This is a genomic window from Providencia sp. R33 (assembly GCF_019343475.1).
Classification (GTDB): Bacteria; Pseudomonadota; Gammaproteobacteria; order Enterobacterales; family Enterobacteriaceae; genus Providencia.
In genome coordinates, this window is the sequence record NZ_CP072453.1 from 2845918 (window position 1) to 2872701 (window position 26784).

Here is a 26784-nt window from a genome sequence, read left to right on the forward strand (position 1 = left end):
AAGGCATTGAATTCAACATGTAAGTACTTGATACCCGGTCTGGAAAAAGGATTGCAATTGCTTCTCCTGCTAGCTCAGCAGCACCGCGAGCTCACGTTTGCTGAAATCCTACGCTTAGTCGATATGCCTAAAGCCACGGCTTATCGTGCGATCCAGACCTTGGTACATTTGGATTTCCTTGTGCAACACCCGCGAACTGGGGCATTTTCACTTGGTCGCAAAGTGCTTAGCCTTGGCCTTGGTTATATTGCCTCCCTCGATTTAACCCAGTTAGGCCAACCGATTATTGAACATTTGCGCGATCGCAGCCAGTGCAATAGCCATCTGGTGATCCGTGATGGCCGAGACATTATCTATATCGCTCGCGTCAGCGGTGCGGAATCAAAAATCAACCATGTCAGCGTCGGCACACGCTTATCGGCTCATCGAACCTCTTTAGGGCGAATGCTATTAAGTGGGCTGTCTTCTGCAGAATTTGACGTCCTTTACCCTGATGAAGAGCTACCTGATAACGCGGGCAGCAAACACGAATTCTGGAACATGATCCAAGCCGACAAACTGCGTGGTTATGTTATTGGCGAGTCATTTTATCGCCGCGGTATCTCCTCCATTGTTTATCCCGTTTACAACCAAGACAACGGGGTCGAGGCAGCGATCAGCATCATGGTTCCCATGGACAGTATCCCTGTGCAGGAGCGCCAACATTTACAAAATGAAGTACGTAGTGCAGCACAAAAGCTAACTGAATTTATTGGCGGTATCAGCCCAGCAAAAGTGATTTAGCGTTAACGAAAAACTTACCCATTTTTCGGTTTATTGCCATAAGCCTCGGCTCTCCTTTGCCCAAAAAACGCGCTAGGTAATAACACCACCCTATAGAGGATTAAGCTATGTCGGTGATTGGAATAGAAAAATTAGAATTTGGTGTCGAAGACCTCAAGGCCTGCCAAAAATTTTTACATGACTTTGGCTTACACGTTTCTGCCAATAATCCCAGTGTGTTTACCACGCTATCGGGGGCTGAACTGGCATTATATCCCCTTGATGATTCCGCCCTCCCCGCACCTTTTGAAACGGGTTCAACCTTAAGGCGCATTACATGGGGTGTTGAAAACCTCGCCAATTTAAATCAAATCATCGACAACATTCAAGAGTGTGATGGGTTTGAACGGACATCCACAGGCGCACAATGCCGTGACCCGAATGGTATGACCGTCGCTTTTTGCCTTTCACAACAAAAAGACGTTCAGCTCGACGTCACGGGTATCAATCAATGGGGAGACATTCGCCGTATTGATAAACCTAGCCCGATTTATGAAAAAGCCAACCCGATCAACGTAGGCCATGTCGTTTTTTTTGTTGATGATCTCCCTGCGACAGAAGCATTTTATTGCCAAAAACTGGGTTTCCAAGTGTCCGATCGCTACATCGACCGCGCCGTTTTCTTACGCGCCCAAATTAACGGCTGCCACCATAATTTATTTTTACTGAAATTGCCGCATCGGGGCAGTGGCTTGAACCACGTCGCCTTTACGGTTCGAGATATTCATGAGGTGATTGGTGGGGGCTTAGCCATGAACCGCCATAATTGGAGCACCTTTATTGGCCCTGGTCGCCATCCAATCTCATCCGCCTATTTTTGGTACGTCAATAGCCCAACGGGCGGCGCTTTCGAATACTACACCAACGATGACTACCTCACCGAAAAATGGCAACCAAGGGAACTGGAACACTCACTGGTTTCATTTACCGAATGGGCGGTTGAAGGTGGCTTAGATTACGAAACACGCCGCCAAGTCAAGCCGACCAAGGAGTCATAAAATGAGCACCTTAATTCAAGGCGGTATTGTCATTATTGGTGGAGGTCAAGCGGGTGGCTGGGCCGCAAAAACCCTCAGAGAAGAAGGTTACCAAGGCACAATTTCAGTGATCAGCGATGAAAACCACGATTTTTATGAACGTCCACCGCTGTCAAAAGCCGTTCTCACACAAGAAGACGCGGTTTTATCACGTTTATTTAGTGAAAACGACACTCGTGCATTGAATTTGCAATGGTTTCGCCCCATACGAGCCGAGCGAATTGATACACTGGCTAAATGTGTCTACCTCAATGATGGGCGGTTAGTTAGCTTTGATAAACTGCTTATCGCAACAGGTGGTCGCCCTCGTTACCTCTCAACAGCATGGCAACAGCACCCGCATGTATTTGCCTTACGTTCATGGGATGATGCTCAAGCGCTACGTTCCAGACTCTTATCAGCAAAAAAAATCGCCATCATTGGCGGCGGGTGGATTGGCTTAGAAGTCGCAGCATCCGCACGGAAAATGGGCCTTAATGTCACGATTTTTGAACGTCAAAACCGCCTGTGCGAGCGCAGTGTTCCGCAAAGTGTTTCTGATGCATTAGCGTCGCGCCACCATCAAGCTGGCGTACAGGTCATTACAGATTGTGGCGATATTCAATTAGTTGACGACAACGACGCATTACAAATTGGCTGCCAAAAATACCCGACTGAATCCTTTGATCTTGCCGTCATGGGGATTGGTGTTGAGCTCAACCTTGAGCTCGCCAAAGATGCAGGGTTAGCCGTCACTCATGGCATCGTGATCAACGACCAAGGGCAAACCTCCCACCCTGATATCTACGCCGCAGGGGATGTTGCCTGCCATCCGACGCTTTCTTTGTGTTTGCAATCTTGGGCTTACGCACAAAACCAAGCCATAACCACGGCAAAAGCGATGCTTGACCCGCAATCCGTAGGGTTTAATGAGCCCGCTTGGCTTTGGTCTGATCAATACCAAGACAACATACAAATCTTGGGCGTTCCTAGTACGCAAAACCTGCAACACGTCCAGCGCCACAGCGAAAATTCTGAGGTTCATTTTGCCTTAAATGAAGCTAACGAATTGGTTCAAATGGTGGCGTTTAATGATGCTCGCGCAATCAAACTGGGTAAACGTTGGCTGCAAAACCAGCGCAAATTGGTTCCCTCCGAACTTGCCGACCCCACATTTTCACTAATGTCACTTAAATAGTGTCAGCGAGGAAAAAACATGGCAAATCAAAGTATCACGATATCCGCCAATGAAAATGCACAAAGTGCGCAGGATACACCAGAAAAAGTGAACTGGTTGATCCCAATCGGTCTATTTTCCTGTGTTTTACTGGCATTTTTCGACAAAATTAGCATCGCTGCACTGTTTTCAGACGAAAAGTTCCAACAAGCGCTGGGTATTGATTTTGATCCGACCCGCTTAGGCTTATTAATGAGTGCATTTTTATTCGCCTATGGCGTTTCATCCATGCTACTCAGTGGGATTGGTGACCGCTTTCATCCCACAAAAATGCTGCTCTTTATGATCAGCAGCTGGTGCTTCTTAATGATCTTTATGGGGTTCACCCACCATTACGGCACCATGGTTTTTCTACGCGTATTGCTCGGCATAGCTGAAGGGCCATTATTAGCCATCGCCTATGCCATTATCCGTCGCACTTTTCCACCAAAAATGCAGGCTCGCGCCACAATGCTCTGGTTACTGGGCACTCCCCTAGGTGCAGCACTAGGGTTCCCTATCTCTTTGTATCTTTTAAATAATTTCGGCTGGCAAAGTACCTTTTTCGTCATGGCTGCCTTTACCGTGCCAGTGTGGTGGTTAGTTGTTTTCGGTATTCGCCACCCAAATTTAGTCAACCGCAGTGCTCAACTAAAAACATCGTCAGGAGAAAAACTGCCTGAAGAGCAGATTGCAGAAATGAAAGCGCATAAAAAGCGCCTATTTCAAAATAGCCATTTTTGGATTATCTGCATGTTTAATATCGCGTTTTTAGTCTACCTCTGGGGGATGAATGGCTGGTTACCAAGCTACTTAATTAAGGGGAAATCCATTCACTTGGAACACGCAGGGATCCTCTCTTCCCTCCCATTTATTGCCATGCTGTTTGGTGAAGCGATTGGTGCGTGGCTTTCTGACCGCTACGACCGTAGAGCCCTCGTGTGTTTCATCTCATTATTGGGTGCCGTGATTGGGTTAGCAGGTGTGCTGTTCCTCACCGAGACCTACAGCATCATTTTAATGATGGCATTCAGCATGTTTATGTGGGGAGCCGGTGCCCCTAACATCTTCGCATTACTGGCTAAAGCGACACAAAAGCAAGTCAGTGCCCTTGCAGGTGGCATATTCAATGGTCTAGGAAACCTTGCTGGCGCTGCTGCACCGCTGTTAATGGGCGTATTGATTACCGTTACCCACACTATGGATAGTGGGCTGTTATTTATCGTCATTATTGGTTTAGTGGGCAGCTTGTTATTGCTCCCTTTACTGAAAAAATACTAAACACTGCCTCTTTAGGAGATAACGCTATGTCACAACCTCAAATCAAACCCCAAGGGATCCCAATGGCACAATGGATTGAGTCCCGAGTTGCCCGCCTTGAAGGCCGCAAATACGATTGGAACGCACTGAAATTCCAAGCTGATTACGACCCAAAATACCGCCGCGCCCAAATGCGTTATATCGGCACAGGGGCTACAGGTGTCGCCAGTGACGTCAATACCGTCCCTGCGGAAAACTTCACCTTTTCGACCATGGTGTTACCCGCTAAATGTGAAGGGCCACTGCACTTACACCCTGATGTTGAAGAAGTTTTTTTCATGCTCAAAGGCACCATTACGTTGTTTATCAAAGACGGCGACGAAGAGTATGAAACGGTATTAAAAGAGCGTGATTTGATTTCTGTTCCTGCGGGGATTTATCGCGGCTTATTCAATCACGGGGAAGAAGAAGCTTTAATGTGTGTGATGATTGGGACGCAAAAACCCGCAATCCCAACTTACCCAGAAGACCACCCATTATCAAAAGTTAAACGCGGATAACAGGAGTAATCAGTGATGAGTCTGCCAATTGAAAATTTACCCGAGTTACAGCTCGCAAACTTTGGTCAATACCGCCTTAATTGGCGGGAAGCGGGCCAAGGGGAGCCCGTGATCCTCCTCCATGGTATTAGCTCAGGCTCGGCCTCATGGATTTCTCAACTGACGGCATCATCACTGACTCATCACTATCATCTCTATTGTTGGGATGCACCCGGTTATATGAATAGCCTTGAATTGGCGACAAAAACGCCAGTGGCTCTCGATTACGCCGATGCGTTAGAAGCCTTTCTTGATGGACTGGGATTACAGCAAGTAACCCTCGTTGGCCACTCGTTAGGCGCTTTAATGGCTTGTGCCTTTGCCTCTTTGCATCCTTCTCGTGTCAATGGCTTATTCCTCGCTAACCCCGCACAAGGTTACGGAACAAAAAGCCTTGAAGAGCGCAACCGCGTGTATGACCAAAGGCACGATATTGTATTTAACTCAGGTATCGAAGCCTATGCACAAAACCGTGCGGCAGCCTTACTGTCACCCACTGCTTCACAAGAAAAAATCGAGTGGGTGCAGCAAAATATGAAAAAACTCAACCCAACGGGTTTTTTATCCGCCGCTTGGATGCTGGCGCATGACGATATCAGCCTGTATTTAAAGGCTTATACTGGCGCGCTCGAAATGCTCGTTGGGGAAGAGGACACTATCACCCCGCCTTCGCAAGTTAGCCAATTAGCGCAACAAAAACAGTGCCCACTGTTTTATATTCCACAGGCGGGTCACGCGAGCTACCTTGACCAACCCGCTGAATTTAACCAGCACCTCACTCACTTTTTATCGACAGCTTTGCAAAGGAAACACGCATGAATTTACAGTTAAATAACCGAGTCGCTGTCGTGACTGGCGGAAGCTCTGGCATTGGTTTTGCGACCGTAAAATTGTTACTCGATGAAGGGTGCAAAGTGGCTTTTTGTGGCCGAAATAAAGATAAATTACAAGCCGCAACAACCCAATTAACGGCGTTATACCCGCAGGGAAATTTTATCGCTGTGACCTGCGACGTATTAGATAAAACCCAAATCGAAGCCTTTGCCGAGCAAGTTCGCCAGCAATACGGGCAAACAGATTTACTGATCAACAACGCAGGCCAAGGTTACGTCGCCAACTTTTCAGACACGCCAGAAGACGCTTGGCTGCACGAAGCCCAATTGAAATTATTTGGGGTGATAAACCCTGTGAATGCGTTCTTACCACTCTTAGAGCAATCAAATATCGCCTCAATTACCTGCGTGAATTCACTGCTGGCATTGCAACCTGAACCCCATATGGTCGCCACATCTGCCGCAAGAGCCGCGCTATTAAACATGACACTGAATTTATCTAAAACATTGTTACCCAAAGGAATACGCGTCAATTCTATTTTACTGGGCATGGTGGAGTCTGACCAATGGCGCCGCCGCTTCGAAAGCCGCAGCGACACCAACCTCACTTGGGAACAATGGATAGGCAACATCGCCAAAAACCGCGGCATTCCCATGCAGCGCTTAGGTAAACCTGAAGAGCCTGCTCGCGCACTGGTTTTCTTAGCGTCCCCAATGGCGTCATTTACCTCGGGTGCAGCTTTGGATGTCTCTGGTGGCTTTGCCCATCAAATTTAAAGGATTGAAATATGAAAACGTTAATGCTTATAGGCTATGGCACGATGGCAGAAGAGGTGATTACTCGCTTACCTCGTGGGATAACTCTGCGCTGGATTGTTGCTCGCGCTCATCACCACGACGCCATTCTTAAGCGCTTTCACGGGGAAGTCACCCCGATTGAGGATATCAGCCAAATTAATGAAAAGCCCTCTCTTGTGTTGGAATGTGCCAGCCATCAAGCCGTTAAACAATATGCGCCCCTTATTTTACAAAAGGGGTGGAGGCTCGCGATTATTTCAACGGGGGCACTGGCGGATACTGCGACGGCACAGCATTTAACCGCATTAGCCAAACAACATCATGGGCAGTTAATCCCGCTAACCGGTGCCGTTGCAGGGCTTGATGGGTTACGTGCGGCGAGAGAAGCCAACATTACGCAAGTGACTTATCAATCACGCAAAAGCCCAGCGAGTTGGCGTAATGGTCCTGCCGAGCAATTTATCGACTTATCTCAAGTCACTGAGGCAACTGTATTTTTTACGGGTAGTGCACGGGAAGCTGCACTTAATTTCCCAGCGAATGCCAATGTTGCCGCAACCGTTGCCCTTTACGGGATCGGTATGGATGACACCCAAGTGCAGCTGATTGTTGACCCCAACACGAGTAAAAACACCCATCGCATTGAAGTACAAGGTGATTTTGGGCAGTTTTGCATCGAACTCAACGGTAATCCACTTCCCTCTAACCCGAAAACATCCATGTTATCAGCCCTAAGTGCGGTGGAAATTTGCCGCCGTGTTGCTGAACAGGATGCCATTTGACGGAGAACATCATGAATAAAATGGATATTTTTGTCGGCGGAAAATGGCAATTGGGCCGCGGAAAAGAGATGCAATCACGTTTTCCTGGCGACAACCAGATTATTGCGACCCTAAATAGCGCCAGTCTTGAAGACGTCGAAGACGCCGTGATTGCCGCAGAAACCGCATGGAGAGAGCCCTCATGGCGGAATATGCCCGCCCACCAGCGTGCAGCTATTTTGTATAAAGTCAGTACCTTAATTGACGAACAGCGCGAAGAACTCACTCGCTTACAAACCTTGGATAACGGCAAGCCGTGGGCGGAAGCCCGTGGTCTTGTGATGAGTGCCGCGGCTACCGCACGTTATTTCGCTGCAGTCTGTGAAGTGTCGGGTGGCGAACTTCCCCCTCGCCGCCAAACAGATATCATGACAATAAGCACTTACCAACCTATTGGCGTTATTGCGGCGATCACTCCGTGGAACTCGCCGATTGCTAGTGATATGCAAAAAATTGCCCCAGCCATTGCCGCAGGGAACGCAGTCATATTGAAACCTGCGGAAGCAACGCCACTTATCTCGCTAAAACTCGCTGAAATCTTTGAGCAAGCGGGCTTACCTCGCGGCTTGTTGAGCGTACTACCGGGCAAAGGCTCAATTATCGGCGATGCCCTCGTTCGCCACCCTTTAGTGCGAAAAATCTCCTTCACAGGGGGCACCAATACAGGGCGACAACTGGCACATATTGCGGCAGATAAACTGATCACCACCTCATTAGAGTTAGGTGGGAAATCCCCAACAGTCGTGTTATCAGATGCCGACCTTGACCTTGCTGCTCACGGTGTTTGCTACGGTATTTTTAGTTCGATGGGGCAAGCGTGCATCGCGGGTTCTCGTTTATTTGTCGCCCGCGAGATATACGACAAATTTATGGAAAAACTCACCGCATTAACCCAAAACTTAATTATCGGTGACCCTCGCCAAGAACGCGTACACATTGGCCCATTAATTTCCCCAGCTCACCGCGATAGCGTGCAGGCCTACGTTGATTTGGCTATTCAAGAAGGTGGAAAAATTCGCCTTGGCGGGAAAATCCCTTCAGACCCAGCCCTGCAATCGGGGAACTATTATTGCCCCACCATTATTGAAGGCTTAAATAACCAAGCACGTGTTTGCCAAGAGGAAATCTTTGGTCCCGTCTTAGTGGTCATTCCCTTTGATAACGAAGATGAACTCATTCAACAAGCCAATGATTCCGTGTACGGACTCGCGGCAGGAATTTGGACGCGTGATTATACCCGCGCCTTTAAACTGGCGGATGCCCTTGAAACGGGCACCGTGTGGATCAACACCTACAAAGTTTTTTCTATTTCCACCCCATTTGGCGGCTTTAAAGAAAGCGGTCTGGGTCGCGAAAAAGGCCTTGAAAGCCTCAAAGCCTACATGCAACAAAAAAGTCTGTTTCTGGCACTTAACCCACAACCAAACCGTTGGTGTGAATAACCAATCCGTCAAAGGATTATTCAAGCATTAAGGAGAATATAATGTCTGACATGATTACGGTTGGCGAAGCCGTCGCCAGAACATTAGAGCAATACCAAGTCACCACGGTTTACGGTGTCATTTCAATTCATAATTTACCCATTGCTGATGCGATTGGCCGTCGTGGGATCATCGACTTTACCCCAAGCCGTGGCGAAGCAGGTGCGGTGACAATGGCCGATGCCCATAGCCGTTTTCGTGGGCTCGGTGTGGCATTAACCAGTACAGGCGCAGGCGCGGGGAATGCCATTGGTTCAATGATTGAAGCCATGAATGCTTGTTCGCCCATGATCCACATTACGGGTCAGGTGGAAAAAGCCTATTTAGATATGGACGCAGGGTTTATCCATGAAACCCCTGATCAGCTCGGATTTTTGCGGGCAAGTTCCAAGCAAGCTTTTCGCGTACACAGTGCTGAGCAAGCGGTCGCCGTCTTGCACAAAGCCATCCAGGTTGCCCAAACCGTGCCTTGCGGCCCCGTATCCATTGAAATTCCAATTGATATTCAAAGTGCACAAGTGCCTATTTCCGTATTAAGCGCCCCCGTTGTTCCCTCTGCATTGCCTGCATGCAGCGATTCTCACATCGACACTATTTGGGAGAAGCTTCAGCAAGCAAAACAGCCATTATTGTGGATTGGTGCAGGGGCATTACAGGCAGCAGACGCCATAAAACGCCTTGCTGATCAGGGTATTGCCGTGATTAGCAGTACCCACGGACGCGGAATTCTGTCTGATGATCATCCTTTTAGCTTACGCGCCTTTCATAATGCAGACGCCATTGATGTCTTAATACGCAGTTGCGATTTATCCTTGGTAGTGGGCTCCCGCTTGCGCAGCAATGAAACCAAAACATGGTCATTACCCTTGCCGCGCCCGCTGATCCAACTTGATATTGACCCACAAGCTGCCAATCGAAATTATATTGCTGATATAAATATTACTGGTGATGCGAAGACCTTACTGGAAGCGTTGGCAGATAAAATGGAACTGGCCAACCGCCCTGTATCTGACACTTGGAAAAAACAGGTGCAAGAAGCTGTTCAGCAGGCAGAGCAACAACTGCGCGAACAATGCGGTGCTTATAGTGACCTCAGTGATGCCGTTGAACAAACGCTACCAAAAGAAGGTATTTTTGTGCGGGATATTACGGTTTCAGGGAGCTTGTGGGGCAGTCGGTTATTAAAAGCCACCGAGCCGATGCACAATATTCACTCCCTTGCCGGCGCAATTGGTTTGGGTCTCGCGATGTCCATCGGTAGCGCAAAAGCCAACCCAAACACTTCAGTTATAGGCCTTGTTGGTGATGGCGGTTTGATGCTAGGGATTGGGGAACTCGCTACGATGGCACAAGAACAACTTCCTATCGTATTGATTATTATGAATGATAATGGCTATGGCGTGATGCGAGGCATTCAGGAAAAATATTTCGCAGGTCGGCAGTATTATAATGAATTATTAACTCCTTCATTTAACCAATTAGCTCAATCAATGGGCATTACCGCATTTACCATCGACAAAGCCGCCGATTTTAAATCAACTCTCCAACAAGCCATTGATTTAAAAAAACCTGTCGTGGTTGAGGTACTGATGAATAAAATCGGCAAAATGGATTTCTCAGGCCCACCGCAGAAAAAACTGTTCTAATTAGTTTTGACTCAAAAATACTGTCTGAGCAGCTAAAGGCTGCTCTTTTTGTTTGTATTGGCCCATCATGAAAAATGATGTCATTAAGCTAACAATTAAATTAATAGTAATATAATTCAATTGTTGAAGAACCATTAAGATGGACAGGAGATGACAAATTCAAATTTTGTTTTTGAGTAATATAGGCTTGAATGATTAACAGTCCATTTAACTGCTTAAATGGCATGGGTGTTACAGAATTCGTATCTGTACTAAATGAAAAATACGAGGCTGTATTCGTAAATAAACTCCCTCCATTCCCTTTAAGATCTGTTTCTTTATTCCAACTCGTTGCCTTATTGGGTAACGTAGGCGTCCAATATTTCACTGTTACTGCTTGTCCATCTAGCCTCATTTGGGTAAATGGCATATTCAAAAGGTATCCCCCTAATTTTTGGCCATTGCTTGTCCCTAGCCCCGCAACAAACGCTTGTGTCACATTAGGTAACCCCATAGGTAAATTCTTTCCTAAACCAGCCGATAATACCTCCGTTTTAGCGAGCGCACTGCCAATTTCATTTTCACTCCCTGCATTTGTCGTCGATTGCGGTCGATTACTGCGGGCCCGAATGGCAATGTTTGTGGCCGCATCACAACTGAGGGTAAAATTCAGTGTATATGCAGGTAAAACGGTCACGGCGTTATTAGCTAAATCGTTAGCATGGAGAGTGTGATAATCCACCGTGCCATTGTTCGAAACCGAAGGTATACAAGCTATCGCACGTAACTCAGAGGATACCCTGACTGTACTTGGTGAAAAAGCAGCAACATTTAATGAAAATTGGCCCGATTGTGTTAAAACCATCGGTTGGGTCACCTCAGTAGCTGATACCTTTGGGGTGATATTTAACACCATTTCGACACGTTTTCCTCTGATTGCCGATTGTGGGCGAATTTCATCATTGGGTTTTAATAAGGCCGTGACGTGGTTCACCTGATGTCGTACGACCATTGCCGTTGTGCTCTGTCCATCGACACGGAAACTGACTAAACTTACTTGCAATTCGCCTTTTTGGCCATATTGGAATTCACTTGGATGGCTACCAAAAAGATCTTGGATTTTAATCACGGGGTCAATCTCTTGTGAGCACATCAGTTTAACCACCACCTGACGGCTCTGTAGCTCCCCATCTCCGCTCGGTAGTTGTTTTATCTGATCACGCGAGACAGCACCGTAATCAATATTAGGTTGAGAGATTATCCACTGGCAATCCTCCTCCACTGTATTATCAGCTAACAGATAGGGTGAATAGGTAAACAATAGACTGAGTGCGAGACAAAGCCTCACTACAAGTCGTTTCACTGACAATATTATTGACATAACGCATTCACCTCTTCAAATAAGACTTGTGATTCTGGTTCACTGGGTAAATTAAGTTGGACAACACAGGTCTTTTTTTCTGGTGTTTCAATCATCAACCTCATCGCTGGTGTCGCTTGCCCTAAAAAAAACTGCCCTGATTGAGTCGCCAGTGTTAAAAAATTACCCGCCTCATCGCGGATCACGCTGTCAACGGGTAGCGGTCTCCCAGCTAATTGTGTATTCACCCGTACACGGCGAGATTCGACCACCGTGAAAGTCATCGGTACAATCGAGCCTTTTGCAGGTAGCGTTGTTTTATAAGCATTGAGAATATCACTTTGACGAGATAGGCTTCTCGGATCGACTTTCACCGCATTCTGTTGATAGGCATTTAGGTTGGGGATCACTGCATAGCCATTGCCATTGGTCCAAGTTGGGCCTGCCCCGGAGTCTAAACGAATATCGCGTTTATCTCCTACCTTGGCGATACCAAAGGTGTCTTTGATTTCATACGGTGACAGCAACAAACCTTCATTGACCAGAGCAACTCCCCCATTTAAAGAGGCCCCCCAACTGGTTTGATTTTGATTATCTCGGCGAATGTTGGCACCTAGCTGGCTATATGGTGTGACAGTATGCGCATTAGCAGAAACCGATTGATAGTGTTTTTGGTCGTTGTAATCATATGCAACTCCCCAGTTTCTATCGTGACTCTCATAGTTACTATAACGTGCGCCCCAGCGATTACTGTTATCGCTACGCGTCAGCCACGACGAAATATTGGCTCGTTCCAGCGGAATATTCAGCCGTACATAAAAGGTATCTTCATAGACATTGTCGATATTATAAGTACGCTGATAGCTCGTATTTAACATGGTATTTTTGTAGAGCGTTTTGCTCCATGAAAAACTAATATAGTCTTGAGACTGATTGTCCTGCGTATACGTTCGCCCTATTGAAGACCCCAATGTTCCCCAGTCTGTAGATAAACTCATGTCACCACCAAACTGTTTTTGCTTATTATTAACACGAGGTTCATCTCTCACAGCATCACTCAAATAGTGGTAATCAGGGCTTTGTATCAACCCATTAACGCCAATAGACAACGTGTCTGAGGCTAAATAAGCCACTGTACCTGTGATAAGCCCACCGGTTTTATGATGTTTTTCATCACGCGCTACATCAGTATTGGTCGAAAGTCTCCATGACTCGTTCAAACGCACCGCACTATTCAAACCCAACCCATAATAATCGGGAGATACGACTGCACCGCTTTGTAGCCCTAAAAAGCGGTTCACACTCCAGCCTTTTGACAAAGACACAACTAATGGTTTATGTGGGGTATTGTTTTCATCATAACGACCAATCCCCATTGAGTACCCCGTATGACTAAACTGGCTATCATTCAAAAACGTAGACGCTGGCACAATAAACTCTTGCTCTTGCCCATTGACCCCTTTTAATTTCACGAGTAAATCTGCAGTTTGATTGACTAATGAAAATTGGGATAGCTCAAAAGCCCCTGCGGGGACAGCAGTATTGTACAATAACCGCCCAGCCTGATAGATTTCCACCATCGAAGGCTCTGGGGCGACCCCCGTAACCAGTGCGCCACCACCACGATGATTTTCTAATTGGTTTTCAGGGAACACTTGCAAGCCAATAACGCGAGATGCACCAATGACACTGTTATTTAAATTAATTTGCCCCAGTTGCAGCACTTTTTGCTGCTTTTCTAATGTCGTTTGCGCGTAGGCATATTGATGAATAAATTCCGAATCAGTGAAATGGTTATAAATTTGATAACTACGAAATAACCAGTTTTGATAGTTAAACCCTGCCTCCGTATTCACATAATACATATCACGATTGCCAACACCTGAGCTCCCCATATAGTTCGCAGCATAATTCACAATAGCGCCCATGCCCCCGTACACATAACGCTTTTGTTGATTAAAATTCACTGAAACGGCGCGCTCAGGCACAAAAAACCACAGTTCTTGTTTCGCAGGTTTGGGGATAATCTCACTGTTTTCCCATAGTTGCTGAAGTGCGACGCACTCTTTCGTTCCCTGTAAAGTACGCGGGTCATTAATGCCAATCGCCGCTAATAGCTCGGCATTAATACAGGGCTGTCCACTCTGATTGAACTCAACATCAACACTCACACGATATTGATTATTAACATAAACCTTGAGTTCTTGTTTACCTGGTAAAAAAGTGGGGGCTTGCTCAAATTGCTTAGCAATCGAGGTATCAATACCACGTGACATTAAAAATTCTTCATCAAAGGTGACCGATTCGGTTGCCAGTGCTGAGTGAAGACAAACCCAAAAAAGGAGCGCTATCGGCGTCTGTTTTGTCATTTTTATTACACTCGTGTTGGTGCCTTTATTATTTTTTAAACGCGCTGAATTAATCTATTAATGGGGCATCGTAATATTTATTCGTAGAGAATCCCCAAGTCGTGGCAGGGTAAAAACGCACTTTATCGGCATTTTTGATATTGGTATTTTGATCCCCCGATAAATCAAATGATTGGTGAGGTAAAATATAGGTTTTAGGCAAAATGAATCTTTGGCCTGAGGGCAATACAGTAATGTTGGGTGAGATAAAACGCACAACATACGGAGAAGGGTTAGTCACCGTGAATTGGTTATTTTTATATTCCCACGTTAAGCCTTCCCAAGGCGCGAGGTTTTGTGCTAGCCCCGCTGGACGGATAATCACGGGTAGGTTTTGTTTAAAAGTGACGTTGATTTCTTTTTCCAGCTCACCATTTTTCGGAGGTACGCCTTCAAAGGTTACACGTTTTAATCGCTCAGTTTTAAGTGGCGTTTTGGTGGTTATCAGAAACCGTACCGTCTGAGTTTCATTGCCTTCTACACGTGCAACGGGCGGATAAACTGTAATGAGCTCCTCTTTATCATCTTCGAGATTTTCAATTTTAGTGATCAACAAACTCGGGTATTTATCGGTGTTTTTAATATCAATATTACCTTCGCCATCACTTTCCTCGATCATAACAATGGGATTTTGAGGCACCATCCCTGCCGCCAAACTGCCTGCAGAAAAGAGGAATAAACTTAAACAGATAAAGTGATTTAAATAAATTTTCATAGAACCTTAATTACAATATGTAAATAAGGAAAGAAAAATCGGTATTACCTAAACGTTTCTTTCCTTGAATAAAATAATGTTAAATCTGTTATCTCATGACGTTAGAAATAATAAAGCTCAATGGTTGATGAGCCGTCTAAATTGACCGGGGCACTTAAATCTAAATTAGCTTTATCCGTAATATAGGCTTGAATTACAAGTGTCCCAGCCAATTCAGTAAATGGGGTCGGTGATGTGGCTTCACTATCAGTACCGTAGCCAAAAAAAGCATTATCAACAGTAAAAATGGTATGCCCATTGTTAGTGATTACAGACGATACTTGTTTATTCCATTTTGTTGCCTGTGTGGGTGCGGCAAAGGTCCAAAATTTATCTGTTGCCGCAACACCATCAAGGGTGACAAGTGAAGGGGGTAAATTCATCATATACCCCCCAATATTTTTTCCATTCGATGCCCCGAGTCCAACGACAGTTGGGGTGCTTACTGTAGGCTGCCCATAAGGCTGTTTGGCTCCTAGCCCAGCTTTCACTAAAGCACTATCAGCGAGCCCACTTCCCACCTGGCTTTCAGGTCCCGAGATATCGGTTGCTGTCCCCATTCGATTACTGGATGCGCGTAGAGCCACATTAGCAGATGCATCACAACTAATGGTAAATCCGATAGTTTTTACCGATAAGACTGTCGGCCCCTTTGCAGCCAAGGCTTCAGGTTTGATAAAACCATAGTCAACGACTCCACCACCGCCCGCGCTAGGTGTACAAGACGCAGAGCTAATCGTTCCGACAACAGAGATATCTACCGAATCTGCAGATAACGCAGGAATGGCAGCAGTACTAAGTAATGATGCTAATAATACTTTTTTCATATATATTCTCATTTAAATGTAATAACACGATAATTGAATCACTGAAAATTAATCCTAATTATATTTTAAAAATAGACACCCATATATTTTATATATTAAGGACGTAACTAAACTTATGATAAAAACTTATTATCAATTAATTTAATTTGATATTTAGACGTATAAAAACAATAAATTTTATTTATTATTAAATAAAAACACAATTAATAATCACATGGTATTAACAAACGCAATTAGTATATTAGTTTTTAAAATATTTATTTATAACGCTTCTAATATTAATATTCCTGTCGCTTGACTCACACCAGAGACTGATGCATCACCCATCAATGTAGCACTGACAGGAATAGTTTGGCTAGTTAAGTTGTTTAATTGAATTTCTGGACCATTCGCTTGTACTTGAATTCCATTTAACGAGACTTGAGCAGAAACACCATTTCCAAAATTGAGATTTCCATTAGTCACATTGTTTCCAGTGAGCTTTAATTGATAATTCTGTGGTGTACCTGATGTACATAAAACAGATAAAGCGCCATCTTTACGCAGACCACTAACATTAGTCGTTGTCGATTGATATGACAGCTCAATTTGCTGTGAATTCAGAGAACATACTGATCCCGTAAGTTCAGGAATAGGAGGAGGCGCTCCTTCATCCGCTCCACACACAGTATATGGTTCAAAGTAAAGCGATAACGAACCAAGTGTCCCACCTGGTACCACCCCCCGTGCTACTTCAGGATAAATCAGATAACTACGCATACAAAAATTAGCACTAGAGAGACTGACTGTCGATTCATTTACTGGCACCAATATCGTTCCTTCAGTGCCAACTATACGATTCATACAAGTGTTAATATCTCCTTGATCTGTACTAGTACAGCCTACAACAGGAAAAGGAATATTACTATAACAGCCACCATATCCAGCATCATTTGATATACACGGTGTTACGGCTAGAGAAGAGCCCTGAGCAGGTAAAGTATAGGGGGCTGCATAATTTGAAGAACTCATAAAAGAACCACGTACAAGACGAATTCGAACTTCCAAATTTCCGATAAACCTACCATCACTTATTTGATAATTAACCCATTTAGAGGAAATTACCTTACCAGTGGTAACTTCCGATCCCGGGCCTAACGTTACAGACTTAGCGAAACTTTGCCCACAAATTATTAGCAATAAAAATGCTATAGTTGATCTAGATATATTTTTCATTCATATTTTCCATTAGTTAAAATAAATAATGAAATTGTTATACATAAAAATACTATTTATGTATCCATAAATAGTATTTAAGCCAAAAACTTAAGCAAGCTATTCATATTCCAGCATAAACGTCGTCGTTGCCTCGAAGGCTCCTCGTCCTATTGTTTTAGTCAATAAGGGAGTAGGTTCACCCTGCACATACGCTTTCAGATTAAGATTATTACCGTTGCCAGAATGCAATTTCTGAATATAGTTTTTAGCTTTATTCAATAAAATTGGTGTCCCATTTTCAGCTTCTAATCCTATGGCAATGCCACTCGCTTGACTCCCACCATTAAGCGCTAATAATCCCGGTAATGCCAAGCTTTCAGTTCCCATGAAGGTCACTTGAACTTCTTTCCCCAACACTAAATCGCAATTAATTAACCGAATTGTAAATGGCTGACTGTGTGTTCGAGTGTTCAAGTACAAATATTTATCTACAATAGTGCCAAAATCCAATTCGATATTTTCATCTCCAGGATATACTTCACATGCATCCTCAACTAACGTTCCATCAAATTGTACGGTTTCCGACTGCGCACAAAGCGGCACAGTCACTAAACTTAGCGACAAGACTAAAGGCCATAATTGACGTAATGATATTTGCATTTTTCTTATTTCCTTTTGCCGTGTCATTGAAAATCGATGGTCAATGTCCCAGTCGCAGTAAAATTATCACCAACCAGTTCCGTTGCTGCACGTTTAATTGGAACTGCTGATAATCTTGGTGGATTTGAACTATCAATGGCAAACGCCTTGTTCAGCTCTAACGGTATCCCGTCTTTTTGAATTTGAATGCCTAATTTTCCGTTATTTAAAGGGCTGCTGGCGCGTAATGTCGCATTATCAAATCCGGTACCAGCCAGCGTTCCACTGAACGTCAATGTCACATTCCACGGTTGACTTAAGTCACCTTGGCAATTCAATTGGTACGGAATGTCTTGTTTAAATAGATTCCCATCCACTTTGCGCACCCCCACCTTTCCAAAAGAAACACGTATAGGGTTAGTTTGTCCTAACTCACAAACAGGGGGCAGTACTAGCGTGCCATCAAAATGCCAATTAGCTTCTACCGCTAAGGGCATCATCATAAGGAGCCCCCCTAAACTGCATAAATAGCAATAACGTTGACTTGCGCTTATCAGTAACTTTTTCATTGATAGTTCACCTTTAATGTCGCCAACGCAGTAAAGCTACCGCCATCTGTATCATTAAAGCCCGCAGTCATATTTTTAATCGGCGCAGCTTTTAAAGAAGGCAAAGAGGTGTAATTAATATTCACTGGCTGATTAATTGCTTGCCGAACATTATTGATATAAAAAGCAACGCCTAATTTGTTATTGCTTGTTTTTAATGCGCCATTGCTATTAAACAATGTAGGGTCACCTTCTAAGGTTAATGTCAGATTATTTTTTGCTAACCCTGTACACGATAGACTCAATGGCAATGTTTGTACGTAGTTATTACCGTCAATGCGCGTTAACAAAATATCTCCAAAATGAATCGCCGCTTGATTATTGTTATTTAGAATACATTCTGGTGGCGTCACAATTAAATTACCGTAAAGATTTGCTCCTAATCCCAGCGCAAATGGAGAGCTTATGACACAAAAAAAACAGAGTGCCACTTGTTGTCGGTGAATAAATTTCATCTTGTTCCCCTTAACGGTAATCCACCACAAAAGTTAATGTCCCATTGAAATTCCCTCCATCAGTTAATACCGTTCCCGAGGGTTTTACTGGCACCGCATAAAGCGTAGGTTGACCACTACCATAAGTAAAATTAACAATATCACCATTACTCAATCGAGATGAATCCTGATAAACAGCTATCCCTAGATCCGTCCGACCTGTACGAATGACATTTTGCCCATTGAGCGTGATCGGGTCCCAACTCACTGTCATTTTTAATGCATTGCTATAGACATTCGTACAATTTAAGGTGTAATCAATGCGTGTGCGTTTATAGCTACTATTGTCAATCAGTGTTTCATGGATATCGCCAAAATTGACATCTACCACTGTACCGCTATTCACGGTACATTCTGGCGGAGTGACAACCAGTGTTCCTGTAAAATAAACATCCAATGCTCGTGATAATGCGGGACTTAATAAACAAAGTAGGCCGATAAAATACCGAACAAAAAGAGTGTTATTCATAAGATATTCCCGCTTTTATTGATAATTTAACGTCACAGTCATTGTGCCAGAGAAGGACCCCGCATCACTGAGCATTACACCACTAGGCTTTATCGGTACCGCATACAAGTTCGGAGGATTACCATAGGTAAAGTTAATTGATGCTCCATTACTTAAGCGAGTCGAATCCCGATAAATGGCAATACCTAAATTTGTTCGGTTTGTACTGACAGCAGAAACGCCGTTAAAGGTTACTGGATCCCATGATAGTCCCATATTCAACGCATTTTTTTCTAAGGCTTTGCAAGATAATCCAGTATTAATAGGGGTTCGCTTATAACTCACTCCATCAATTAATCCTTGTTGCACCTCTTCAAAACGCACAATTTGTATTGAACTACCACTACTAAACGAACACTGTGGAGGCATCGTAATGGTCAACGTTAAATTCAGATTTGCGGTATCAGCACGTACGACATGGAATAGACTTCCAAATAATAGCGAGCTAAAAAAAAGAACGCTAAACACAATAAGAGCTTTAACTCCTACGGTCACATGCTGCATCAATAACATCGTTGACTCCTAATCATAACTTACCTGAAAGCGAATGATTGCCTGATAAGCTCCCGAACTTAATCCTGCTGTAGTGCGAATCGGGGTAATATAATAAGTTAATTGATTCTGCCCCGGAGAAACCAGCTCAGGCGTACTGTATTGCCCTATTGCAATAGGATGAGAAGACGCATTACTCAATTGTAATGCAATCCCTTTTGCTCCCGTAACGGCCGCTAATTGTGGATTTTGATTGTCCGCTGTGGCCAAAAAACGAATTTTCATCGCTGGCATATCAGCACTCCACAATAAGTTACCGAGTTTATTACGATTACGACTTTCACCACTTAAACAATCTTCTAAACGTAGTTGTACCGCGACAGGCGTACCTGTTTGGCCGGCTGTCTGTAATTGCCCCGTCCCTAATGTCCCCAATTCAACCGTTTGATATGCTGAAGACATCGCTAATCGGCAAGCACTTTCCGTTAAAGCCCCGTGTACATACAATGTCCCATTAGCCCCATCGACATCCCAGTTATCCACTTTGTCGAGTTCAGTACTGAGCGCGGTGCTACTGAGTAAACACAATCCTAAACCGCACGCCATCATATTATGAGGTATCTTATTGGCTTCTTTCATGATGCCCTCCTGCGTTGAAATCTGCTTTAACGTCATCTTGTTTGAAGTTACTGTTTATCTGATACCACGTGACAGCGATTATCTTGACAAGTAAACGTCAACATTGGTCGTCCACCGTAGTCATTGATATAAGTGAGTACAGGCTTACTACCTAAAGCTTTTGCACTTCCGCCCATGAGCAAACTGCTTTTAGGAGCAACCATCAACGGTTCAAATCCCGCAACTGTTTTTCCGTCTTTTACTGAAGCTGCATCAACAAGAGTCACAAAATACGGCGTTGGATTCTCAACACTGTATTGATCACCTTGACGAGTGAGGGTAATTTTTTCTTGCCATGGATTCTCCATCTGTTGGCGAGTTGGAATAATCGCTTTTGGACGATAAAACAGCTTAATTCGAGTTTGCAACGCCAGCTGAAGTGTGTTGGGTTTGTCACTCTTAGGCGGGATTTCACGCAAATTGAAATAATAAACGGACTCCCTATCTTGCGGCAGTGACGCGACACTCGGTAGTGCTTGAATTTTCACTTGGCTTTTAGCGCCAGGCTCAACACGCTGAACGGGAGGTAATACCGTAAAGGGTTCAGTGATTTTTTCGCCTTGGGCATTTTCAATCCAACCTTGCGCTAGATAAGGTAATTGCTTATTTTCATTACTGATATTTAAACTAATGGATTTATCTTCACCCGTCATAATTGCACGAGTGCGATCTAAAGCCACCGCAGCTTGCGCTGACGACAGTGTCGCGGATATCAACACAGTCCCAACCAAAAAAGCAGCAATAGGATGATGATTTCTTTTATTGATTTTATTACTCTGTAACATATTCTTTTACCTTAATATGAAGAAAGAATACCCCTCTTCAATCATGTCATTTTTATTTTCTTAACCCGCTCGATGAACTGAGTAAACCTGACTTATCCGATGCCCCAGAAGTTAATAAATGAGGCGTAGATAATGACGGTAAACTTACTGCATTCGGTTCAACGACCACCTGTGTCTGCTCGAGTGGTAAGATACCTGTCGTATGGCACGGTAATAACCAGTTCGTTAATAACGTGTCGCTCTTCGGTAATATTTCAGGTAGGGTGATTTCGCATTGTGCTTTATCATCCCAACGAACCTGTAACCTATCGTTAGGATTGAGCCCTGTTAAATACGTACTCCCATCATCCCCCACCATTCCCACTTGTTGGCCTTTTATATTGAAAACTTGCGCGCCAAATGGGGGAACACGACTATCAGATAAACGCAACAAGGCCATTGCGCTGTGTCCAGCAACAACGTCGAACTCACGATAACCGATAGCGCCTTCTGTTAAGGTACCTTGCTTAACCGATTGAGATACCTGAGCATCTTCAGGTAATGTATTTAAATCTATACTGACCTGATTACGGTAATAACTGTTCACGTCTGTTAATACAGCCTGCCCAAAATAGTTTGTTCGGATGGTTGAGCCATAACCTCGTAATGGGATATCAGGAACGCCATCGGTATCGACAAAAATTCGAGTCCCACCGAGCTGATTACTGCGATGCATCACCACTCCTTGCTTAATCGCGGTAAAACCACCTTGAAGTGATAAGCCAGCAGAACGATATCTATCTTGCTGATAAGTAGCATTTGCATTAATTTGAGCTAAATCCGCTTGATGAGTGTAGTAACCACTCACTAATCCACCAGAACGAGACCATCCTGTACTTAATTGATAATTAGTGCGTTCATCTAATCGGTCGTAATAACTGACTCGTTGAGAATTATCACGCTCATCCCAACTACTGTTCATGCTAAGAGAACCACTCTCCCCCCAAGGCAATGAAACGGAAATATAGGCGCCATCATCATTAGTCTGCTGATAACGATTTCGATAAGCGGTCAAGTTAACACTCAAATTTTTCCATTTTCCGATATCAAAATAACGCGCTAAAGACAGGCTATAACGGTCATTGTCAGGCTGATCCCAGTAGGTTTGATGGTAATAATTTACATAAGCGCTGAGCCCAAATTCAGGAAATTGTTGGTTATAGGAAACGGTATACATTTCCTTACTGTTATACTGACGGACACCCGTAGACTGCGCATTTAAGTACTCCGACATACTCATAAAACCTTGCTCAGCAAAACGATATCCCGCAAATGTCACCTGACTATTGTAGGCATCAAATCGCTTCGAATAACTCAAACGATATGAATTACCTTGATACGTTTTATCACCGACTTCAGTTAACCCTTTTAGTCGCGAACGCGCATGGGTGATATCAAAAGACAGCGCGCCAAACATCATCAGGTCTCGACCGATACCGACCGCAGCAGAAGCATAATTCTCAGCTGCAACACCGCCACCATACAATGACCAGCCGTTATTCACTCCCCACGAAAACTCGCCGCTCGCAAATGTTTCACCACTCACGCGATGGCGCCAATCTGTTGGCCGCCCAGCCGCAAGCTTATAACGTAATTGCCCTGGACGAGTAAGGTAAGGCACACTGGCTGTATTTACCGTAAACGTTTGAATCGTTCCATCTTGTTCTTTAACTTCAACATTAATCTCACCAGATAACGCATCATTTAAGTCTTGAATATGAAAAGGACCAGCAGCAACTTGTGTTTGATAAATAATACGACCTTGCTGGCTCACGATAACGGTGGCATTACTTTTAGCTACCCCCGTTATTTCGGGGGCATATCCCCGTAAATTAGGTGGTAGCATATTGATGTCTGTAATCAGACTGAGTCCCGTAAATCGAAAACTGTCAAAAATATCTGAGACTAAATAATCTTCACCTAAGGTGAGTTTTGCCCCGAGAGATTTAATTGCGCGATAGACATAATATCGAGTCCAATCTAATGAACTAGAAGTGCCTTGCCCTTGCTGTTTGTCTAAATGCATTTGCCAATCAGCACGCATACGCCACACTCCTAAGTTAACACCCGCAACACCATTACCGCTGGAACTGGCATTTGTGCGCTGTCCGCCTCGAGTTTGCTGACCAACCTGTGCATTGAGGTTATAATCAAAAAGTGCACCAGGTAATCCATCTTCCCAACGTGCAGGTGGATCCCAGTTTTCGGCTGTATATTCCAAATACGCTTGAGGTAAACTGATATATAAAGCAGAAGCAGCTAAATCTCCTTTGATTTCAGTACCTGGTAAGCTTTCTAATGATAAACACTGCCCATCATGCCACCATTTTAAAGTTGGTAATAAATCAGATTTAAGCGCAAGTTGCTCAACTAATGTAGGGCTTAAACAGGCAACACTCTCATCTGGCTGACCATCCGGTACATAATAAAATACGGTTTGTTCCGGTAATTGATGCTTATTTATAAAAATAGAAAAACGATATTCACCCGGCATTAAAAAGCCTGGACGTGAAAACTGGGCTAAATCAATATTTGCTCGGTCATTGACATCTAAAATATCCGTATTAAATTCAATTTGCTCAGCGTAGCTGTTACAACTTAGGGACAAAGCAACAAGTAATCCCATCAACCGAGAACTACTTATCCGTAACAACGGTATATGAATAAAACCTAGGGCCATCATCTCGACCTTCTTATTTCTTTTTTTATTAATAAAATCAATAATTGGATTATTCATAATCCAATTTAAAGCGTAATTGGCTGTAGTACTGTCCTGATACTAATGGAGTATGATTAGCTACCAACCTTAATTCGTAAGCTAAATCACGGGAGCCTTGCATCAAAGTTTGAGCAGGCAGAGCCTGTCCTGGAACAATAAATTCTCCGTCGTCATTACGCTGAATTTGTAGTCCGACACCTTTGGCTTGTCCGTTCACACTAAATAATCCACGTTGATGTGCACCATCAAAGGTGACTCGAAAGTATTGCCAATTCGGTTTATTCGGGTTTTGGCGTTCAAGAACGCAATTAACTAACTTAATGACAAACGGATGTACTGGCCCCTGCCCATCTCGACGGATATCACTTAGAGAGAGGCTACCCATATTAATGGTTTGATCACGGCTACCAACATCAATAGCACAGGCTGTTTCAATGATACTGCCACTCATCTTTACCGAGCCTAACGCATTGGCAGGGGAAATATTTATGAGAGCGCAGATACTAAGACTCAATGAAAGCAGCCTACTGACCGTTGAATATCTCATTGCATCCTCTCCTACACTTGCTTACATTTGAAATAAACCAGCAAAAGATCCTTTTTTGCTGGCGATTAAGCAGTTATTCGTATGACAACGTAAAGTCAGCTACGGAGCTAAATTCACCCGCCGTAATAGTTTTAATATCACCACCATTACCCATTAAATATGCAGAAAAGCGCAGAGTATTATTACCATCTTGAATATTTTGGAATGGCGTTGGTTTTCCTAAAACAACTACATTTCCGCTACCATTCGTAATTTGTATGCCTGCTCCTGAGCCAGTACCAACAATACCTAACGTTTTATTTGTATTATCAAATGAAGCTGCTGCACCACTAAATGTTAATTGAACACCTGTCTTTAATGCTGTTACATCACAATTTTCTAAAGCGATATCAAAAGCCCGTGGGCTAGATTTTCCCCCACTAACTAGCGCTATATTTGATATTTGCCCAAGCTCAACAGTTTGATCAATTGAATCGGGTGAAATAGAACATGGCGCATCAATAATAGAGCCTTTAAAAGTGACTTTTCCGTGTCCCATATCAGCAGCAAATACAGAAGTGCTCATAGCACTAGAAACTAATGCTAATAAAAATAATTTTTTCATATATTCCTCAATAGATTATAAATAACTAGATATTTTTCATTACTACAAAACATTCCATCTACTAAAATTAATAAAAGTAGATCGTATCAGATGCTGAAATTGTTTTTTTCAACATCGCAACATCATCAGAATTAGATTCTTCCATCTCCGATAATATATATTTAATTAATCTTTCGAATGGAACATTCAAAACAATTGATGTTTTAAATAACATATCCACTGAAAATTTATTAATACCACGTTCATATCGAGACATTTGCTGCTGCGATATATTTAATTTCATTGCTAACTCAGCACCAGTCACTCCAACTTCTTTTCGCAATTTCTTGATAACAGCTCCACAAAATTTCGAAAAAAAATTATCATGATTCTCTAATTGGTCATTAAAGAAATCTTTATTAATACTCATATTAATTATTTACCTGAGAATTAAAATCACTCAATTCTAATATTAGAATTTCTTACATAGATATATAGAAATAACCATTCGAATGCTCACAATTATAAGGAGTAACTTACCAAAATCAAATCACTAACATTTTTTTTCCTAGCAACTACAAATACGTTACATTTCTTAACAATGATTAAATAACCACTATTATCAATAAGTTAAATAAGCCCTCAAGTGGAATCATTTTTTGACAACTCAAAAAACGAAAACCAACAACTAGAGATATAATCTAAAAATACCAAGAAAAAAAACTTTTTAAACCAAAATTAATAAATTGTAATATTTAGAATAAAATAGTAATGAAAGAACGACAAAAAACACACTAAAACTCATTTTTCAGGTATGATTTTCAATCACAAAACAAAAAAAATACAAATATGTCATTATAATTCAACGGTTTAAAAAAACACCAAATGAGAGTAAAAAGAAATAATAACTAACAAAATAAAATATATTCATATTTTCACCTTTAAAAATCACGCATTCCACTTAAAGTTAACAATATATAAATCCAAAAAAAACAAAGATAATGAGGATTAAAATCTACAAAAAAATACAAATAAAGTGAATAAATTACAAAAGAACATCTTTTATACTTACTAAAAAACATAACGTAATACAATAAAAGGTATCATTAATGCTATATCCGCTTCTAATGAGCATCAAATAAAGATAAAAATTTTCATTTTGATATATAAGAATTTACACATCGGGAAATAATACTGCCATTAAAGCAACACTCAATTTTAATAAAAAAATAAATTTATAAAAACTGATACAAATCCATACTAAAACAAAGGTCATTCCCCATTTTTTAATTTAAAATAAAATCTAGCCCACTCAAAACCTCATGATTTTAAAATTATGAGTAACCAGTTAGATTAATAAAAACCATATATTTTCATCAAAAATAAATTTTCAACATCTCCCCATGTTTATTAACTACCTCATAAAGTCGCTAATGCCATAACTCGGGGGGTTAACCTGCTAAGAGATGAACAAACAGGAAAAAGTATCAAAGGACAAAAAAGACAATTTCTGATAGATACAAAAAAGCCACTTCGTTAAAAGTGGCTTAATACGCTGATTTAACAGCTAAAATTTGGTGGCCCCTGCTGGACTTGAACCAGCGACCAATCGATTATGAGTCGACTGCTCTAACCAACTGAGCTAAGGGGCCGAAGTGGGATGGATTATACGTGC

The 26784-nt window shown here is 43.0% G+C and carries 26 protein-coding genes and 1 tRNA gene; 10 read left to right on the forward strand and 17 right to left on the reverse strand.

Annotated features, from left to right (window positions below; translation table 11 throughout):
- Nucleotides 1-6: 6 nt before the first annotated feature.
- The 10 genes from J6836_RS13325 to J6836_RS13370 all read left to right on the forward strand — a co-directional run bounded on the left by J6836_RS13325 (nt 7) and on the right by J6836_RS13370 (nt 10492).
- Nucleotides 7-783, forward strand: coding sequence for an IclR family transcriptional regulator (locus tag J6836_RS13325; RefSeq protein WP_219244511.1), 777 nt, complete (start codon nt 7-9; stop codon nt 781-783).
- A 107-nt stretch (nt 784-890) separates the two neighbouring features.
- Nucleotides 891-1820 (forward strand): VOC family protein, encoded by a 930-nt coding sequence (locus J6836_RS13330; protein ID WP_219244512.1) that lies wholly within the window; start codon nt 891-893, stop codon nt 1818-1820.
- A 1-nt stretch (nt 1821) separates the two neighbouring features.
- Nucleotides 1822-3036, forward strand: a complete 1215-nt coding sequence (locus J6836_RS13335) for an NAD(P)/FAD-dependent oxidoreductase (RefSeq protein WP_219244513.1) — start codon at nt 1822-1824, stop codon at nt 3034-3036.
- Between the two features lie 18 nt (nt 3037-3054).
- Nucleotides 3055-4335: an MFS transporter gene (locus tag J6836_RS13340; RefSeq protein ID WP_219244514.1), complete on the forward strand. Its 1281-nt coding sequence runs from the start codon at nt 3055-3057 to the stop codon at nt 4333-4335.
- Between the two features lie 26 nt (nt 4336-4361).
- A complete protein-coding gene (locus tag J6836_RS13345) occupies nt 4362-4874 on the forward strand; it encodes a cupin domain-containing protein (RefSeq protein WP_206083618.1) in 513 nt (170 codons plus the stop codon).
- Nucleotides 4875-4889: 15 nt separating this feature from the next.
- Nucleotides 4890-5732, forward strand: a complete 843-nt coding sequence (locus J6836_RS13350) for an alpha/beta fold hydrolase (protein ID WP_219249508.1) — start codon at nt 4890-4892, stop codon at nt 5730-5732.
- Nucleotides 5729-6523 carry an SDR family oxidoreductase gene (locus J6836_RS13355; RefSeq protein WP_219244515.1) on the forward strand — a complete coding sequence of 265 codons (795 nt, stop codon included), beginning with the start codon at nt 5729-5731 and terminating at the stop codon, nt 6521-6523. The genes J6836_RS13350 and J6836_RS13355 overlap by 4 nt, the downstream gene beginning before the upstream one ends.
- A gap of 11 nt (nt 6524-6534) precedes the next feature.
- Entirely contained in the window at nt 6535-7326 is a 792-nt protein-coding gene (locus J6836_RS13360) for an aspartate dehydrogenase (protein WP_219244516.1), read from the forward strand.
- 11 nt (nt 7327-7337) lie between these two features.
- Nucleotides 7338-8807, forward strand: a complete 1470-nt coding sequence (locus tag J6836_RS13365; RefSeq protein ID WP_219244517.1) for an aldehyde dehydrogenase — start codon at nt 7338-7340, stop codon at nt 8805-8807.
- Between the two features lie 41 nt (nt 8808-8848).
- Nucleotides 8849-10492, forward strand: a complete 1644-nt coding sequence (locus tag J6836_RS13370; protein WP_219244518.1) for a thiamine pyrophosphate-binding protein — start codon at nt 8849-8851, stop codon at nt 10490-10492.
- Nucleotides 10493-10592: 100 nt separating this feature from the next.
- On the opposite strand, the gene J6836_RS13375 is transcribed toward J6836_RS13370, so the two are convergent.
- The 17 genes from J6836_RS13375 to J6836_RS13455 form a co-directional block, all read right to left on the reverse strand.
- Nucleotides 10593-11852 carry a DUF1120 domain-containing protein gene (locus J6836_RS13375; protein ID WP_219244519.1) on the reverse strand — a complete coding sequence of 420 codons (1260 nt, stop codon included), beginning with the start codon at nt 11850-11852 and terminating at the stop codon, nt 10593-10595.
- Complete coding sequence (locus tag J6836_RS13380) at nt 11843-14200, reverse strand: fimbria/pilus outer membrane usher protein (RefSeq protein WP_219244520.1); 2358 nt, start codon at nt 14198-14200, stop codon at nt 11843-11845. Before J6836_RS13380 ends, J6836_RS13375 begins: the two co-directional genes overlap by 10 nt.
- Before the next feature lie 49 nt (nt 14201-14249).
- Nucleotides 14250-14954 (reverse strand): fimbria/pilus chaperone family protein, encoded by a 705-nt coding sequence (locus J6836_RS13385; protein WP_219244521.1) that lies wholly within the window; start codon nt 14952-14954, stop codon nt 14250-14252.
- 101 nt (nt 14955-15055) lie between these two features.
- Complete coding sequence (locus tag J6836_RS13390; RefSeq protein WP_219244522.1) at nt 15056-15820, reverse strand: DUF1120 domain-containing protein; 765 nt, start codon at nt 15818-15820, stop codon at nt 15056-15058.
- Between the two features lie 261 nt (nt 15821-16081).
- Nucleotides 16082-16663: a hypothetical protein gene (locus J6836_RS13395; RefSeq protein ID WP_219244523.1), complete on the reverse strand. Its 582-nt coding sequence runs from the start codon at nt 16661-16663 to the stop codon at nt 16082-16084.
- A 471-nt stretch (nt 16664-17134) separates the two neighbouring features.
- Entirely contained in the window at nt 17135-17677 is a 543-nt protein-coding gene (locus J6836_RS13400; protein ID WP_219244524.1) for a fimbrial protein, read from the reverse strand.
- Between the two features lie 23 nt (nt 17678-17700).
- Entirely contained in the window at nt 17701-18159 is a 459-nt protein-coding gene (locus J6836_RS13405) for a fimbrial protein (protein WP_336432738.1), read from the reverse strand.
- A 62-nt stretch (nt 18160-18221) separates the two neighbouring features.
- On the reverse strand, nt 18222-18719 hold the full coding sequence (locus J6836_RS13410; protein ID WP_219244526.1) for a fimbrial protein: 498 nt from the start codon (nt 18717-18719) through the stop codon (nt 18222-18224).
- A 10-nt stretch (nt 18720-18729) separates the two neighbouring features.
- Nucleotides 18730-19227, reverse strand: a complete 498-nt coding sequence (locus J6836_RS13415) for a fimbrial protein (protein ID WP_219244527.1) — start codon at nt 19225-19227, stop codon at nt 18730-18732.
- Between the two features lie 15 nt (nt 19228-19242).
- Nucleotides 19243-19734: a fimbrial protein gene (locus tag J6836_RS13420; RefSeq protein ID WP_255586228.1), complete on the reverse strand. Its 492-nt coding sequence runs from the start codon at nt 19732-19734 to the stop codon at nt 19243-19245.
- A gap of 54 nt (nt 19735-19788) precedes the next feature.
- Nucleotides 19789-20397, reverse strand: coding sequence for a fimbrial protein (locus J6836_RS13425; protein ID WP_219244529.1), 609 nt, complete (start codon nt 20395-20397; stop codon nt 19789-19791).
- A gap of 47 nt (nt 20398-20444) precedes the next feature.
- Entirely contained in the window at nt 20445-21221 is a 777-nt protein-coding gene (locus J6836_RS13430) for a fimbria/pilus periplasmic chaperone (RefSeq protein ID WP_219244530.1), read from the reverse strand.
- Between the two features lie 52 nt (nt 21222-21273).
- Nucleotides 21274-23943 (reverse strand): outer membrane usher protein, encoded by a 2670-nt coding sequence (locus J6836_RS13435; RefSeq protein WP_219244531.1) that lies wholly within the window; start codon nt 23941-23943, stop codon nt 21274-21276.
- A gap of 46 nt (nt 23944-23989) precedes the next feature.
- Entirely contained in the window at nt 23990-24526 is a 537-nt protein-coding gene (locus J6836_RS13440; RefSeq protein WP_219244532.1) for a fimbrial protein, read from the reverse strand.
- Between the two features lie 73 nt (nt 24527-24599).
- Entirely contained in the window at nt 24600-25130 is a 531-nt protein-coding gene (locus tag J6836_RS13445; protein WP_219244533.1) for a fimbrial protein, read from the reverse strand.
- 67 nt (nt 25131-25197) lie between these two features.
- Complete coding sequence (locus J6836_RS13450; protein WP_219244534.1) at nt 25198-25539, reverse strand: helix-turn-helix domain-containing protein; 342 nt, start codon at nt 25537-25539, stop codon at nt 25198-25200.
- Between the two features lie 1145 nt (nt 25540-26684).
- Nucleotides 26685-26761, reverse strand: a tRNA-Ile gene (locus J6836_RS13455).
- Nucleotides 26762-26784 lie beyond the last annotated feature (23 nt).